General features: G+C 71.9%; 13 protein-coding genes. 7 read left to right on the top strand and 6 right to left on the bottom strand.

The window, feature by feature from the left end:
* Nucleotides 1-75: 75 nt before the first annotated feature.
* Together G6045_RS01255 and G6045_RS01250 are read right to left on the bottom strand one after the other, a co-directional pair.
* A complete protein-coding gene (locus G6045_RS01255; RefSeq protein WP_165329834.1) occupies nucleotides 76-1,041 on the bottom strand; it encodes a pirin family protein in 966 nt (321 codons plus the stop codon).
* A gap of 102 nt (nucleotides 1,042-1,143) precedes the next feature.
* Entirely contained in the window at nucleotides 1,144-2,274 is a 1,131-nt protein-coding gene (locus tag G6045_RS01250; RefSeq protein ID WP_206343145.1) for a methyltransferase, read from the bottom strand.
* Between the two features lie 156 nt (nucleotides 2,275-2,430).
* On the opposite strand from G6045_RS01250, the gene G6045_RS01245 reads away from it, so the two are divergent.
* Both G6045_RS01245 and G6045_RS01240 read left to right on the top strand, forming a co-directional pair.
* Nucleotides 2,431-2,772: a tetratricopeptide repeat protein gene (locus G6045_RS01245; protein WP_165329833.1), complete on the top strand. Its 342-nt coding sequence runs from the start codon at nucleotides 2,431-2,433 to the stop codon at nucleotides 2,770-2,772.
* A 142-nt stretch (nucleotides 2,773-2,914) separates the two neighbouring features.
* Nucleotides 2,915-5,290, top strand: coding sequence for a lysylphosphatidylglycerol synthase domain-containing protein (locus G6045_RS01240; protein WP_165329832.1), 2,376 nt, complete (start codon nucleotides 2,915-2,917; stop codon nucleotides 5,288-5,290).
* Nucleotides 5,291-5,332: 42 nt separating this feature from the next.
* On the opposite strand, the gene G6045_RS01235 is transcribed toward G6045_RS01240, so the two are convergent.
* A complete protein-coding gene (locus tag G6045_RS01235; RefSeq protein ID WP_165329831.1) occupies nucleotides 5,333-6,769 on the bottom strand; it encodes a dihydrolipoyl dehydrogenase family protein in 1,437 nt (478 codons plus the stop codon).
* Between the two features lie 151 nt (nucleotides 6,770-6,920).
* Here G6045_RS01235 and G6045_RS01230 point away from each other — a divergent pair, with 151 nt between their 5' ends.
* Nucleotides 6,921-7,322: a thioredoxin family protein gene (locus G6045_RS01230; RefSeq protein WP_408056285.1), complete on the top strand. Its 402-nt coding sequence runs from the start codon at nucleotides 6,921-6,923 to the stop codon at nucleotides 7,320-7,322.
* A 105-nt stretch (nucleotides 7,323-7,427) separates the two neighbouring features.
* Here G6045_RS01230 and G6045_RS01225 read toward each other — a convergent pair whose 3' ends face one another.
* Nucleotides 7,428-8,864, bottom strand: a complete 1,437-nt coding sequence (locus tag G6045_RS01225; protein ID WP_165329829.1) for a benzaldehyde dehydrogenase — start codon at nucleotides 8,862-8,864, stop codon at nucleotides 7,428-7,430.
* Nucleotides 8,865-9,291: 427 nt separating this feature from the next.
* On the opposite strand from G6045_RS01225, the gene G6045_RS01220 reads away from it, so the two are divergent.
* On the top strand, nucleotides 9,292-10,293 hold the full coding sequence (locus tag G6045_RS01220) for a LacI family DNA-binding transcriptional regulator (RefSeq protein ID WP_328707617.1): 1,002 nt from the start codon (nucleotides 9,292-9,294) through the stop codon (nucleotides 10,291-10,293).
* Nucleotides 10,294-10,297: 4 nt separating this feature from the next.
* Here G6045_RS01220 and G6045_RS01215 read toward each other — a convergent pair whose 3' ends face one another.
* Both G6045_RS01215 and G6045_RS01210 read right to left on the bottom strand, forming a co-directional pair.
* Entirely contained in the window at nucleotides 10,298-11,005 is a 708-nt protein-coding gene (locus tag G6045_RS01215; protein ID WP_165329827.1) for a DinB family protein, read from the bottom strand.
* A gap of 212 nt (nucleotides 11,006-11,217) precedes the next feature.
* The gene (locus tag G6045_RS01210) at nucleotides 11,218-12,267 is read right to left on the bottom strand and encodes a LacI family DNA-binding transcriptional regulator (protein WP_165329826.1); all 1,050 of its coding nucleotides are present in this window, start codon (nucleotides 12,265-12,267) and stop codon (nucleotides 11,218-11,220) included.
* A 101-nt stretch (nucleotides 12,268-12,368) separates the two neighbouring features.
* Here G6045_RS01210 and G6045_RS01205 point away from each other — a divergent pair, with 101 nt between their 5' ends.
* The 3 genes from G6045_RS01205 to G6045_RS01195 all read left to right on the top strand — a co-directional run bounded on the left by G6045_RS01205 (nucleotide 12,369) and on the right by G6045_RS01195 (nucleotide 15,638).
* The gene (locus tag G6045_RS01205; protein ID WP_165329825.1) at nucleotides 12,369-13,778 is read left to right on the top strand and encodes an amidase; all 1,410 of its coding nucleotides are present in this window, start codon (nucleotides 12,369-12,371) and stop codon (nucleotides 13,776-13,778) included.
* 90 nt (nucleotides 13,779-13,868) lie between these two features.
* On the top strand, nucleotides 13,869-14,072 hold the full coding sequence (locus G6045_RS01200; RefSeq protein WP_165329916.1) for a hypothetical protein: 204 nt from the start codon (nucleotides 13,869-13,871) through the stop codon (nucleotides 14,070-14,072).
* 123 nt (nucleotides 14,073-14,195) lie between these two features.
* Entirely contained in the window at nucleotides 14,196-15,638 is a 1,443-nt protein-coding gene (locus tag G6045_RS01195; protein ID WP_165329824.1) for a flotillin family protein, read from the top strand.
* Nucleotides 15,639-15,693: the final 55 nt, after the last annotated feature.

Genomic DNA, 15,693 nt, shown 5'->3' with positions numbered 1-15,693 from the left:
CAACCGTCGCTCACCGCGCGCGGCTCCCTACTTCCTCACAGTGTGCGTCACCGGCTGATCAGACATATGCGCAGGTCAGCGAACCCGACCCCGCGGCTTCAGTGGCACTGACGGGAGCTCAGGCGCGGGGATTGGGTCCCCGTCATAGCCCTTCACTTCACCGAACCGATCGCCGTTCATCCAGTCCGAACGGGCCTGAGCGATATCCTCTTGGGTACGCCCGATGAAGTTCCACCACATGATGATCTCCTCCTCGAACGGCTCGCCGCCCAGGAGCATGATCGAGGCGTCCGACTCGGCGCGCAGCGGGAGTTGGGTGCGGCCGCAGCCGAGATAGAGCATCGAGCCCGGGACGACGGGGACGGCGTCCACGTGGACCTCGCCGGACATGGAGAGGACCGCGTACTCGAAGTCCGGCTCCAGGGGCAGCGATGTTTCGGTGCCGCGGGTCAGCGTCAGGTCCGCGCCGACGATCGGTGAGTACGTGGCGCCGGGCGAGGTCGCCGTGTCGAGCGTGCCGAGGATGACCGTCGCCGTCAGTCCGGCGGACGTGAGCTGCGGCAGCTCCGTGTGGTGCTCGAAGTGGGCGTCCACGTGCCGGGCGCCGTCGGGCAGCGCGGTCCACAGCTGGGCGCCGTGCAGGAAACGCGAGTGGGACTTGGGCGTCTCCTCGGAGTGGCTGATCGCCGATCCCGTGGTCTGCAGGCCGAGTTCGCGCGGGCGGATCGTGGCGAGCGAACCGGTGGAGTCGCGGTGCAGCACCTCGCCGTCGTGCAGCCAGCTGACGGTCTGCAGACCCATGTGGGGATGCGGCGGCACCTGCATCCCGGGCTCGTCGGCGATGTCGTCGGGACCGTAGTGGTCGACGAAGCACCAGGCGCCGACCATACGGCGTCCCAAGTTGGGCAGCAGCCGCCGCACTTCGGTGGACTCGCCGAGCCGCACCGTACGCGGGGTGAGGAGCTCGCGTACGGGCTCGGCCACGACGAATCCGCGTCCGCCGCACACGGACAGCGCTGCCTCACGGTCAAGATTGCTCATGCGGCTCAAGGTAGCCGTTGGGTGCGGGAAAGTCGCTCAGGGGGCGGAGGTTGCCCCTCCGTCCGGCCCCACGCTCCCCCGGCGCAGCACCCGGACCCGGCCTCAGCGCTTGGTCGCCCGCAGCACGACGAACTTCGGGTTGCCCGCGACCATCCGGCAGTTACCGAAGATCCGCCGCAGCGAGACGTGGTGCCCGAGGTGCCGGTTGCCGACCACCCACAGCTCGCCGCCCGGCCGCAGCGCCCGGCGGGCGTCGGCGAACATCCGCCGTGCGGTGGAGTCCGTGACGGCCTGATGGCTGTGGAACGGCGGGTTGTTGAGCACCAGGTCGACGCTCCCCGCGGGCAGCCCGGCAAGGCCGTCCCCCACCAGGAACTCCGCCTTCCCCTCGGCGTTCTCCCGGTACGTGGCTTCGGCGGAGGCGACCGCCTGGTACGACTCGTCGGTGAAGACCACCTCGGCCTCGGGGTTCGCGAGCGCCGCCGCCGTACCGACGACGCCGTTGCCGCAGCCGAGGTCCACGATGCGCGCGGCACCCGTTGTGTCCGGGAGGTGGCCGAGGAGGAAGCGGGTGCCGATGTCGAGGCGGTCGGCGCAGAAGATGCCCGCGTGGTTGGTCACGCCGCGGCCGCTCATCGGGCCGATTCCGGTGGGCAGTTGATAGCGGTACGGCCAGGGGTCGGCCTCGCGCGACAGGTCCGGGTCGGGCGTCGCGAAGATCAGCCGGGCCTTCTTCTTGGCCAGGGAGGTCTTCGTCGGGCCGACGATCCGCTCGAAGAGCTGGAGCGTCGAGGTGTGGATCTCCTTGACCATGCCCGTGCCGATCACCACGCTCCGCGCGTGCAGCGCGGGGGCGAGGCGGTGCAGCTGGTCCTCCAGGAGCGCGAGGCTCTTGGGCACGCGGACGAGCAGCACGTCGATACGGGCCGGGGGCGTGTCCTGCGTGGTCAGCAGGTCCCCCGCGGTGGCGCCGGCGCGGGCCAGGTTCTCCGTGGTGGCCTGGCGTGTGAGCCAGGAGTCGGTGATCTGGACGGGTGCGTACGAGGCGAGCGCGGTGGTGAGCGCTCCCCAGCGGTCGCCGAGCACGACGATCCGGCGGCCGTCGAGGCCGACGTCGTCCAGGTGCTCGAGCAGGTACTCGTCGGAGGCGTCCCAGGCGCGGAGCTGATCGCGGGGGTCGACGGGGTGGCGTGTGAGGTCGCAGGCGCCCCATGACGTGGTCAGACGGTTCATCGTGCGGTTCAGGCTAGTCGAGCGGGCACCTGTCGGCTGCCGGCGCCCTCCCCATGTACGCCGAGGGCCCCCGTACAAGCGGAGGACACCCCCACGTACGACTGGTGGAATATTCAACTACCAGCTGCCGTTGACCCGCCCGAAGGAGGTCACCCCGTGACGCACACGTACTACACCCAGGGAAGCCCCACCGAGCGCTGGGAGCGCGCCGGCCTGTTCTTCGAGGCCAAGGACTACGCGGCCGCCGCCCGGGTGCTCGGCTCGCTGGTCGAGGAGGTCCCGGAGCAGGTCGCGCCCCGGCTGCTGCTGGCCCGCGCGTACTACCACTCCGCGCAACTCACCCGCGCCGAAGCCGAGTTGCGTGCCGTGCTCGACCTCGACCCGGTGGAGCACTACGCGCGCCTGATGCTCGGCCGCACCTTGGAGCGGCAGGGCCGCGCCGAGGAGGCCGCCGGGCATCTGCGGCTCGCCGAGGCGCTCGGGGCGAGCCTGGTCTGAGGGGTTCCGGGAGCGGGGCACGGTCGTGCGGACCGTGCCCCGTGCGGGCTAAGACCACAGGTTCCGCCGGGCGGCCGCGTGCCAGGATCATGAGGTCGGAGAACCTCGGGAAAGCACAGTTCATGGCGGACGGCTGACACTGGTGACGCTGAGCGGCGACGCGAAGGACCGCGGGGTCGCCTCCGCACGCCCCGGGGCCGCCTCCGGGCGCCGGGGTCCGACCCGGCGCCCGGTGGACCGGGTCCGGATGATCCTCGCCCTGGCCGGGCTCGTGCTCGTGATCGGGCTCGCGGTGCTGCAGCGGGCCGTGCCGGATCTGCTGCTCGCGCCGATCGTCTTCGCGGCCGGTGTGGTGATGGCCGCGGTGCCCGCGTTCGTGGCCGTCGAGCGGCTGTTCCGCGGTGAGGCCCGGCTGGTCACCAATGGCGTGCTCGCCGCGCTCATCGCGTATCTCGTGGCGCTCGGACTCAACCTCTATGTGCTCGGGCCCGGGCCCGACGTGGTGCAGCGCGCTCTCGCGCAGCGGCCCGGCGGCGGCGGGAACATCGCGCCGCTGCATCTGTACATCGCCACCGTCGTCGCGTTCATCACCGTCGTCGGCTTCGCCGACCGGTATCTGCTGCGCAACGCCGCCTGGGGCGGTCTGGTCGTCACCGCGCTCGCCGCGCTCGTCGGGAACACGGCCACGCTGCCCGGCATGCTCCTGACGTTCCTGCTCGGCCGGCTCGTCGCGTTCGCGGTGCGCTGGCTGCGCGGGACGACCGATCCGTCGCCGACAGACGCGGATGTCGCGGCCGCGCTCGCCGAGACGGACCTGCCGCCGGTGACCAGCCGGCGGATCGCCAACGCACGGGACGGTACGCGGCGCTACGAGGCGTTCACCGACACCGACGAACGGTTCACGGTCACCGTGCTCGACCGCGACCGGATCACGGCGGGTCTCGCGTACCGGCTGTATCAGCGGCTGCGGCTGCGGCGGCCCGCGCAGAGCCAGGGACTGATGTCCCTGCAGCATCTGGTGGAGCAGCGCACGCTGCTCGCCCTCGCCGTGCGGCACAGCGGGATCCGGACCCCGCGCCTGGCCGCCGTCCGCAAACTCAACGCCGACGCGGTGCTTTTCGCGTACGAGGATGTGCCGGGCCGGACCCTGGACCGCCTCGCGCCCGAGGAGCTCACCGACGCTCTGCTCGAAAAGGTCTGGCAGGTCGCGGAGGATCTGCACCAGCACCAGATCAGCCACCGGCGGATGTCCGCCGACGCGTTTCTCGTCGGCGACGACGGCAAGGTGTGGCTGACCCGCCTCGAAGCGGGCGGGGTCGCCGCGGCCGCGCTGCAGCACCGGCTCGACGACGCGGAACTCCTTGTCACGCTCGGCCTGCTGACCGACCCCGAGCGGGCCGTGCGCACCGCCCGGACCGTACTCGGCGACGCCACCCTCGGCGCCGTGCTGCCGCTGCTGCGGCCCGCGGGCCTGAGCCTGACCACCCGTTCACGGCTGCGCCGCAACAAGGGTGTGCTCGAGCAGGTGGGCAAGGAGATCCTCGCGTTCCAGCCGGAGGCGCCGGCCGCGAAGGCCGTGGTCTACGAGCGGCTGCAGCCGCGCACGATCCTGTCCGCGCTCGGCGGCTGTGTCGCCGTGTACTTCCTCATCGGGCAGTTCGCCTCGCAGTCGATCGGTGAGGTGTTCAAGGGGATCTCCTGGCCTTGGGCGCTGCTCGCGCTGGCCGGGGCGGCGGTGACGTATCTGGCGGCCGCCATGAACCTCGCCGGGTTCGTGCCCATGCGGCTCAACTACGTCCGCCTGTTGCTGGCCCAGCTCGCGGCCTCCTTCGTCACGCTGGTGACGCCGGCGGCGGTGGGCGGGCTCGCGGTCAACACCCGGTTTCTGCAGAAGGCAGGAGTGGCTTCCGGCCTGGCGGTGACCTGTATGGCGGCCTCGCAGATCGCGATGTTCGGCGCGTTCCTGCTCCTGGTGATGCTCTTCGGTTCGCTGTCGGGTTCGTCCACGGGCTCGCAGCTGCCGCCCTCGTCGGTGATCGTGACGGTGCTGCTCGCGGTGGCGCTGATCGGCGTGGTGATCGCGACCGTGCCGCGGCTCAGGAAGTTCGCACTCGACCGTGTGAAGCCGTACCTCAGCGATGTCGGTCCGCGGATGCTCGAACTGGCCCGGGATCCGGTGCGGCTCGCGTTCGGCGTGGGCGGGGCGTTCCTGCTGCCGCTGGCGGGCAGCCTCGCGCTGTGGGCCTCGGTGCTCGCCTTCGAGGACGACAAGCCGGTGCAGTTCGCGACCGTCGCCGTCGTCTTCCTGATCGGCAAGACCGCCGGATCCCTCGTCCCGACGCCCGGCGGTCTGGGCGCGGTGGAGGCGGTCCTTTCCGGCGGTCTCGCGGCCGCGACCGGGATCACCGGCTCGACGGCGTTCTCCGCCGTGATCCTCTTCCGTCTCCTGACGTTCTGGCTGCCGATCGCCCCCGGCTGGATCGCCACGACCTGGCTGCAGAAGCGCGAGGCGCTCTGACCGGCCTCACGGTCGGTCGGAGCGCCTCGGTCACGAAACGTCTCAGCCCCGGTACGTCTCCAGCAACCGCAGCCACACCTCGCTGATCGTCGGATACGCCGGCACCGCGTGCCACAGGCGGTCGATGGGGACCTCGCCCGCCACCGCGATCGCCGCCGCCTGGATCAGTTCGCCCGCGCCCGGGCCGGCGAACGTCACGCCGATGAGCACCTCGCGGTCGGGATCGACCAGCATGCGGGCCTTGCCCCGGTAGCCCTCGGCGTACAAGGACGCGCCCGCGACCGAGCCCATGTCGTAGTCCACGGCGCGGACCTTGCGCCCGGAGCGTTCCGCCTCGGCGAGGGACGGGCCGACGGAGGCGACCTCGGGGTCGGTGAAGACCACCTGGGTCACCGCGTCATGGTCCGCGGTGGCCGCGTGGGCGCCCCAGCGGTCCGTCTCCAGGAGCGGGACGCCCTGGGCGCGGGCCACGATCGCGGCGCCCGCGATCCGTGCCTGGTACTTGCCCTGGTGGGTGAGGAGCGCCCGCCCGTTCGCGTCGCCCACCGCGTACAGCCAGTCGCTGCCGACCACCCGGCAGCTCTCGTCCACGTCGAGGTACCGGCCCGGTGTGATGCCCACCGACTCCAGGCCGATGTCGTCGGTGCGCGGCGCGCGGCCGGTCGCGATGAGCAGTTCCTCGGCCTCGAGCGTCGAGCCGTCGTCCAAGGTCACCGTGACCGTGTCGCCGGAGCGCGAGACGGACGTGGCCGAGGTGCCGGTGCGGACGTCGGCGCCGGCCTCGCGCAGCGCCTCCGCGACCAGCTCCCCGCAGAACGGCTCCATCTTCGGCAGCAGACCTGATCCCCGTACGAGCAGAGTGACCTGCGCACCGAGCGCCTGCCAGGCGGTGGCCATCTCGGTCGCCACCACTCCCCCGCCGACCACGATCAGCCGCCCCGGCACGGACTGCGCGCTGGTCGCCTCGCGGCTGGTCCAGGCGCGGGCGCCGGTCAGGCCCGGCAGATCGGGCAGCGCGGCACGGGTGCCGGTGCAGACCGCGACGGCGTGCCGGGCCGTGAGCACATGACGCTCGCCCTCGGGACCCTTGACCTTGACCCGGCGCGTGCCGTCGAGGCTGCCGTGACCGCGGTAGATCCGGACGCCGATGCCGTCCAGCCAGGCCGCCTGGCCGTCGTCCTTCCAGTGGCTCGTGAACGCGTCCCGGTTCGCGAGCACCGCGGCGGCGTCCAGCGGGCCCTGCACCGCCGCGCTCAGGCCCGGCACCTTGCGCGCGTCGGAGCGGGCGATCACCGGGCGAAGGAGCGCCTTGCTGGGCATGCACGCCCAGTACGAGCACTCGCCGCCGATCAGTTCGCTCTCCACCACCGCGCAGCTCAGGCCCGCGGCCCGTACGCGATCGGCCACGTTCTCGCCCACCGGGCCCGCGCCCAGGACCACCACGTCGTATTCGGTCGTCTCCACATGTCCCTGTGCCATGAATGCCAGTCTGGTGGCAGGTGTAGTCCGTGGCCACAGGGGCAGTCGACCCGGCACGGATTCGTCAGCGACATCCGTCCCGGAATAGACCGGAGACTCCCGCAGTTGTGCGGGGCAGCCACCAGCCGTCGGCGAAATGGTAGGAAACACCGTGAGCACCCTGGAACTCACCAAGGAAAACTTCGACGAGATCGTCACCGAGCACGAGTTCGTCCTGATCGACTTCTGGGCCGATTGGTGCGGCCCGTGCAAGCAGTTCGGGCCGGTCTACGAGGGTGCCTCGGAGCGCCATGACGACCTGGTCTTCGGCAAGGTCGACACCGAGGCGCAGCCGGAGCTGGCCGCCGCCTTCGGGATCCAGTCGATCCCCACGCTCGCGATCATCCGCGACAAGGTCGCGATCTTCGCGCAGCCCGGTGCGCTGCCGGAGTCGGCCCTCGAGGACGTGATCGGGCAGGCCCGCAAGGTGGACATGGAGGAGGTCCGCAAGCAGGTCGCCGAGGAGCAGGCCAAGCAGGCGGGCCAGGCCGGGGCGAACGGTCAGCCGCAGTAGGCAGAACGGTCGGCCGCAGTACGCGGACCGAGAAGTACACGCAAGGGGCGCCGTTTCCGTGGGAAACGGCGCCCCTTCGCGCATGCTCAGGTCCTTCGCGTACGGCTAGAACGGGTACCCCGCGACATCCCCGCGCACGGTCGTCCACCGCACGTCCGTGAACGCCTCGATATTGGCCGCGCCGCCGAACCGCGCCCCGGTCCCGGAGGCCGCGACGCCGCCGAAGGGGGCGACCGCCTCGTCGTTCACGGTCTGGTCGTTGATGTGCACGATCCCGGTCGGGATGCGGTCCGCGAGGGCGAGTCCGCGGTCGGTGTCGCGGGTGACGATGCCGAGCGAGAGCCCGTACTCGCTGTCCGCCGCGAGCGCCGCCGCCTCGTCGAGCGTGCCGAAGGACCGCACCGGCGCGACCGGCCCGAAGACCTCTTCGGCGTACGCGGGCGAGGACTCGTCGACGTCGGCGAGCACCGTCGGCCGGTAGAACAGCTCCTCGTGGGTGCCGCCCGCCGCGAGCCGCGCTCCGCGCCCGGTGCTGGCGGTGACCAGGCCGTGCACCTTGGTGAGCTGCCCGGAGTCGATCAGCGGACCGAGGTGGACCTGGGCGCGGTGCGGGTCGCCGACGGCGAGCGAGTCGGCCTTGGCCGCGAGGCGCTCGACGTACTCCTCGTAGAGGGAGGAGTGCACCAGGTGGCGGCCGGTGGTCATGCAGATCTGGCCCTGGTGGAAGAAGGAGCCCCAGGCCGCGGTGGAGATCACCGCGTCGAGGTCGGCGTCCTCGAGGACGATCAGGGCCGAGTTGCCGCCGAGTTCGAGGTGCGCGCGCTTGAGGTGGCGGCCCGCGGCCTCGCCGACCGCGCGTCCTGCCGCGGTCGAGCCGGTGAAGGAGATCACGGGGACCAGCGGGTCGGCGACGAGCGCGCGGCCGACCTCGGGCCCGCCGGGCAGGACGTGCAGAAGGTGCTCGGGCAGTCCGGCCTCCGCGAGGACCGCGGACAGGAAGAGCCCGCCGCACACGGCCGTACGCGGATCGGGCTTGAGCACCACCGCGTTGCCGAGCGCGAGCGCCGGGGCGACGGAGCGTATCGACAGGATGAGGGGTGCGTTGAACGGGGCGATCACACCCGTGACGCCGACCGGGACCCGTCGGGTGTACGAGAGACGCGGGGCCTCGCTGGTCAGTACCTCGCCCGTGGGGCGGGAGGCGAGCGCGGCCGCCTCGTAGCACTCCTGGGCCGCGACATGCAGCTCGAAACCGGCCTTGCCCGGTATGGAGCCGGACTCGCGCACCAGCCATTCGGTGAGCTCTTCGGCGTGCTCGGAGAACAGGTCGCCCGCCTTGCGCAGCACCGCCGCGCGTACGAAGTGCGGGGTCGCCGCCCAGGCGGACTGCGCGGCACGCGCGGCGGCCGTCGCGCTCGCCACGTCTTCGGGGGAAGCGAGCATCACCGTGGCGAGCTCTTCGCCGGTGGCGGGCTCGGTCACCGCGTGCTCACCGCCGCCCAGCGGCCGGGACTGCCAGGTCTTGGGGTCGAGCAGGGGCATGCCATGGCTCCGTTCTGTCGACGAAGCGTCGACGTACTGTGCGACGCGAGAAGCCGGCGGACGCGCCGTCAGCTTCTCAGAGGAAGTCCCGTGTAGAGCGCGGCCCGTTCGGTGGCCGCAGGAGAGGAGTCCGCGATCCGGCGCAGCCGGGCAAGCCGCGACCGTTGCTCGAACGCACCCCCATCTGGTTGAGCGTGCAACATCGTAGTCGTGTCGAACGGGAATCGGATGGTCTGCCGCACACGTTCGATACACAACTGTGAGTAGGTGTGGAGGAGTTGCTCTTCACCGTTCCGCTCCACGCACCGGCGCCCTGTGGGAACCGGTCACTCACCTCCCGCTGACCCCACTGCACCCACCTGCTAATTTGCGCGCAGTGCAATGGCTTTCCCGCTCCGACTCAGCGGGAACGGTGGGGGTGACAGGGGTGGCGACTTCCAATCGGCAGCGCCGGACGACCATCGGGGATGTGGCGCGCGCCGCGGGTGCCTCGATCTCGACGGTCTCGCGCGTGGTCAACGGGGTGGACTCGGTGGACGCGGCGCTCGCGGAACGCGTGCGGCAGGTGATCGTGGAGCTCGGCTACCGGCCGAACGCGGCGGCGCAGGGACTGGCGCGGGGGCGATCGGGAACGATCGGCGTCCTGGTGCCCGATCTCGCCAACCCGTACTTCCACGACATGCTCAAGGCCCTCTCCGACGTGGCGCGCGGCAGCGGGCGCCGGGTCCTGGTGATGGACTCGGGCGAGGATCCGTACGAGGAGCGGGAGCTCGCGGACGATCTGATCCGGCACTCGGACGGCATCCTGCTGTGCTCGCCGCGGATGCCGCGCGCCGATCTGGCCGATCTGGCCCGCCGCGGCCACCCGATGGTCGTCGCCAACCGTGTGCTGCTCGGGCTCGAACTGCACACCATCACCGCGGACTTCTTCCGCGGCATGCTCGCCGTCTGCGGGCACCTCGCGCAGCTCGGGCACCGCGAGGTGGTCTATCTCGCCGGCCCTGAGGCCTCCTGGGCCAATGCCGAACGGCTGCGCGCGCTCGGCGCCGCCGAGGACTTCGGGCTCACGTTCCGCACCCTCCCGTGCGGCGCGACCATGGAGGCCGGATACGAGGCGGCGCCCGCGGCACTGGAGGGCGGCACGCGTGCGGTGGTCGCGTACAACGACTTCGTGGCGCTCGGGGCGCTGGCCCGGTTCAAGGACCTCGGGGTGCGGGTGCCCGAGGACGTCTCCGTGACCGGGTTCGACGACATCGGGATGGCCCGCTACTCCTCGCCCGCGCTGACCACGGTGGGCGTGCCCCGGGGGCTGCTCGCCCGGCTCGCGGGCGAAGCGCTGGTGCGGCAGATGCAGGGGGCCGCACCGGTGGATCCGGAGGCGGTCCCCGTTCAGCTACAGGTACGTGATTCGACCGCCGCGCCCGCCTGAGGCGTCAGGCGCGAGTCCGCCACAGGTCACGCAGGAGCGCGATCTCGGCCATGTGGTGGATGAATTCGAAGTTCGTCCCCCACACGACGGTGATGTACGGGTCGTCGGGGTCGGATCCGTACGGGTACTGCGAGTAGCCGACCTGGTCCAGCTGCTCCTCGCTCACGCCCTCGACGGCGTCGCGCCAGCGGCCGACCGTCTCCCAGAAGCGCTCGAGGGCGAGGGAGGCCGAGGGGGTGAAGTCGACCATGAGCTTGGGGTCCTGCTTGCGCTCGCCGAAGGTCCACTCCCAGCCGCCCGCGAACTCGTAGTGGAGATGGCACAGGCGCCAGGCGATGGTGGTGACCGGGGTTTTGTCGGGCGGTACGGGGCCGGTGTGCGCGAGGACCTCCTCGACCCGTGCGGAGCTCACGCTCCAGTCCTCGGCGATCTCCTCGACCGTCATCCCGGAGGCGATCTGCCGGCCGATCTCCGCGTACTCACCGCCCGGGATATCCGGGTTGCCGAGGTCGAGGAGCCACTCCCCCGGCCCGAACGCCCGCGGCGTCCTCGCCTCGCCGCGGGGGCGCAGCGACCAGCAGTCGGCGGCCGGTTCCCAGAGGTACTCGTCGTCCGTGAGCCCGGTCAGCCGGACCTCGGCCATCTCCCGTGCCTTGTCGAACTGGTCGAGCAGCATGCCCAGGCGGTCGGTCCTCGCGTGCGCGAACTCCATGGCCCGCCCCCTTTGTTGTGGCTTCGGGCCGGCGGGGTGATCCACCTGCCGGCGACGGCGAGGGTAACGGCTCGGTCCGGCCGGGGCGATCGAATTTCGCGGCGTGCGGGCACGCGCGCAGGTCGGCTACCGCGCCTCTGGTGCGCGCTCAGCTGCGATTCCCGCGACCCCAGTGCGCGCTCAACTGCGACTCCCGCGACCCCGGTGCCCGCTCAACTCGACTCCCGCACCACCATCGAAGCCGCAAGCAGATCGTGCACCTCGGGCTCGGCGCCCGGCGCGCGCACGACGCGGTCGACCAGTTCGGCGAGCAGCTGACCGGAGGGCATCTCGAGACGGACGGTGCTCAGCCGCGGGCGGATGAGCTTGCCGAGCAGCAGATCGTCCGCGCCGATCACGGAGGTCTCCTCGGGCACCGCGATGCCCGCGTCCTGCAACGCGCGCATCAGAAGCATCGCGTATTCGTCGTTGTACGCGAACACCGCGTCCAGGCCCGACTCCCGCCAGCGCGCGGCCAGTTCGGCCGCCGACTCCTCCGTGTAGGCCAGCGGCAGCGGTACGACCTGCGCGCCGGCCGGTTCGGCCGCCGCCCGTACGCCCGCCAGGCGCGGTTCGGAGAACACCTGCAGACCGGTCTCCTCGGGCACCACGACGCCGATACGGCGCCGCCCGCGCTCCACCAGATGCGCCCCCGCACAGTGGCCGACCTCGCGATGGTCCATGAGCAGCGCATGCGCGCCCTCGACCCGCTCGGACCCCAGCGTGACCACGGCCTTGGCGCCGGCCCGCTTGAGGACCTCGACCTGCCCCGGCTCGAGCGTGCCCGGTACGAACACGGCCACCGGCCGCAGTTCCGCCCAGGCCCGGGCGGCCTCGTCGCCGCCCATGCCGACGCTGCCGTACTGCACGACGGTGTAGTCGAGCCGGCGCAGCGCCCACTGAAGTTCGTACTGGAAGTGGCTGAACAGCGGGCCGACCGGGACGTGCGAGGCGGGCATCAGGACCATGCGCGAGTGCCCGGCGCGCAGGCTGCGCGCGGCGGCGTGCGGCACATAGCCGAGCTCTTCGGCCGCGGCCCGGACGCGATGGCGGGTGGGTTCGCTGATGCGTACGGAGGAGGTGTTGTTCAGGACGTACGAGACCGTCGCACGTGACACACCGGCGAGCCGGGCCACATCGGCGCTGGTCGGTACCGGCCGTGGCCCCTGCGCTTCCTCGCTCTCGATGGGCGGCTGTCCCGCCTGCTTCGGAATCTGCACCATGACGTGCAGCATCCTTCCAGACGGCTTTGCCGCACCCCTTACCGCACACCCTTACCAGCCGGTAACGTGCCGCGTACCCGCAGCCGATCCCGAGGTGGCCCATGACACCCGCCCGCAGCGCAGGCCTGGCCGAGACCGCCCGGGCCCTGGCCGCCGGGGAGACCTCGTCCGTCGCCCTGGTCGAGGAGAGTCTGGCCCGGATCGAGGCCACCCAGTCCTCGCTGAACGCCTTTCGCCGGGTGCGGGGAGAGGCCGCGCTCGACGAAGCGCGCGAGGCCGACCGGCGGCTCGCGGACGGTGAGCGGCTGCCGTTGCTCGGGGTCCCGGTCGCGGTGAAGGACGACATGGACGTGGCCGGGGAGCCGACCGCGTTCGGGTGCCCGGGCGACTTCCCCGCCAAGGAGCGGGACGCGGAGGCGGTACGGCGGCTGCGGGCGGCCGGTGCCGTGATCGTGGGCAAGGCCAACACCTGCGAGCTCGGCCAGTGGCCGTTCACCGAGGGCCCTGCGTTCGGCAACACCCGTAATCCGTGGGACACCGGGCGTACGCCGGGCGGTTCGTCGGGTGGTTCCGCGGCCGCAGTCGCCGCGGGCCTGGTGCCGGCGGCGCTCGGCTCGGACGGTGCGGGATCGGTGCGGATCCCGGCCGCGTGGACGCATCTCGTCGGGATCAAGCCGCAGCGCGGCCGGATCTCCTCCTGGCCGGACGCCGAGGCCTTCCAGGGCATCACCGTCAACGGCACCCTGGCCCGCACCGTCGCGGACGCGGCACTGCTGCTCGACTGCGCGAGCGGCAGCCACGAAGGCGATCTGCACAAGCCGCCCGCGATCCGTGCCGCGCAGGCGGCCGAGCGCGAGCCCGGGCGGCTGCGGATCGCGCTCTCGCTGAAGATGCCGTTCACCGCCACGCCCAAGCGGCTGCACCCTGACGTGCGCAAGGCCGTGACCGCGCTCGCCGAGCGGCTGGCGGGGCTCGGCCACACCGTCGAGGCCGCGGACCCCTCGTACGGGCGGATCGGTCTCACCTTCGTGCCGCGCGGCACCGCGGGGATCGCCGAGTGGGTGGAGCGGGTGCCGGATCCGTCCCTGCTCGATCCGCGCACCCTCGAGGCGGCCCGGCTCGGGCGGCTGCTCCGCGGGGCGCCACTGCGGGCCGCGCGCAAGGCGGAGGCCCGGCTGCACCGGCGGGTGGGCGCGCTCTTCTCCACGTACGACGTGATCCTGGCGCCGACGACCGCCACCGGACCGCCGAGGATCGACACCATCGCGCGGCTGAACGGGCCCCGCACCGACCAGGCGATGATCGCGGCCTGCCCGTACGCATGGACCTGGAACGTCCTCGGCTGGCCGGGGGTGAACGTGCCCGCCGGCTTCGGCTCCGACGGCCTGCCGCTCGGGGCGCAGCTGCTGGGTCCGGCGAACAGCGAACCGCTGCTGATCTCGCTGGCGGCGCAGTTGGAGCACGAGCTGAAGTGGTACGAGCAGTGGCCCGGCGAAGCCACGGCTGCGTGACCACCGGGCGCGGGGGTGTCCACGTGAACGTGAACACCCCTCCGGCAACGCCCAGTTGAGACGTACAGTGAATGCGTGGACGATGTGTCGATGGTGGGCCTGACGGGACGGGTGACCGGCACGGTCGGGCCCGGACTCGTCGGCGAGGTGATCGTGCGGATCCGTGGCGGCGCCGAGCACTTCCTCGCGTATCCCGCCTCGGCGAAGGACCGGATCGACACCGGGACGGTGGTGATGGTCGTCGAGTACCAGCCGCCGAGGACCGTGTATGTCCAGGCGGCATACGGAAGTTGACGGGCCGGCGTCCGCTGTCGTCAGGATCGCAACAAGAAGTCCTCAGTGCCTTCACCCCTGCCCTGGCCGGCAGGACACTCCCCACACGACGCCGGCCGGCGTCGTGGACAAGGGGGGTTGCCGATGTCTGTCGGCATCATCGTGGGGCTTGCGATCGGCGGTCTGATCGTCGTCGTGGGCCTGTTCAAAGCCATGTGGCGGGTCGCCGAACCCAATGAGGCGCTGGTCATCTCCGGTTCGAAACACCGTACCGAGGGTCTCGGCGAAGGCATGGGCTTCCGGATCGTCACCGGGCGCGGCACGCTCGTCACGCCCGGGGTGCAGGCCGTACGGCGGCTCTCGCTCGATCTCAACGAGACCGAACTGTCCGTGGACTGCGTCACCCACCAGGGCATTCCGCTGAAGGTCCGCGGCGTGGTGATCTTCAAGGTCGGCGACGACTTCGTGTCGATCGCCAACGCGGCCCGGCGTTTCCTCGACCAGCAGCGGCTGATGGCCGAGCGCGTGCACAACGTGTTCGCGGGCCATCTGCGGTCCATCGTGGGCGGGTTGACGGTCGAGGACATGATCCGCGACCGGGACAAGCTGACGGGGCAGACCCGGGCCGCGTGCGGGACGGAGATGGAGAAGCTGGGTCTCATCGTGGACTCGCTGCAGATCCATGAGATCGAGGACCCGACGGGCTATATCCAGAACCTCGCGATGCCGCACGCGGCGGCCGTCCAGCGGGACGCGCGGATCGCGCAGGCGGAGGCCAACCGGCGGGCCACCGAGGCGGAGCAGCAGGCCCAGGCGCGGATGGCGGAGGCCACCCGGGACAGCGAGATCCTGCAGGCCGGTTACAAGGCCGAACGGGACCGGGCGAGCGCCGAGTCGGCGCAGGCGGGTCCGCTCGCCGAGGCGGCATCACGGCAGGAGGTCGTGGTGCAGGAGACGCGGGTCGCCGAGCTGGAGGCGCGGCGCAGGGAGCAGCAGCTCCAGGCGGACGTCCGCAAGCCCGCGGACGCCAGGGCCTATGAGACCCGCACGATCGCCGAGGCCGCACGCGACGCCCGGGTCTCGGCTGCCGAGGCGCAGGCCAAGGAGACCGAACTGGCCAGCGCCGCCGATGCCTCGGCGACCCGCGTGACCGGTCAGGCGGACGCCGCCGCGGCCGAGGCACGCGGTCTCGCCGCGGCGGCCGCGGTACGGGCCAGGGGGCTGGCCGAGGCCGATGCGATCAAGGCGCGCGCGGACGCGCTCGCCACGAACCAGGAAGCGGTGATCGCCCAGCAACTCGCCGAGAACTGGCCGGAGATCGTCCGGGCGGGCGCGGGTGCCTTCGACTCGGTGGACAACATGGTGGTGCTCAACGGGGCGGACGGGATGAGCGACCTGCTCGCCAAGGCGCTCACGATGGGCGGCACCGGGCTCGGCCTCGCGCGGCAGCTGATGTCCGCGATGAACGGGAACGGGCAGGTGAACGGGGACGGCCGCCTCGGCGGCCTCGTCAACGGGAGCGTGCCGGCTCAGCAGCCCGCGGCGGAACCGGTCGCCCTCGACGAGGAGGCGAAGAAGGCGGACTGACCACGCCCACGCGGCCGTTGGCCCGGTCTCACCCCGGGCCGGCGTCCGCCACAGC

Origin of the sequence: Streptomyces mesophilus, from assembly GCF_011044995.1 — a bacterium.
Classification (GTDB): domain Bacteria; phylum Actinomycetota; class Actinomycetes; order Streptomycetales; family Streptomycetaceae; genus Streptomyces; species Streptomyces mesophilus.
This window is presented reverse-complemented; position numbering and strand designations above follow the sequence as displayed.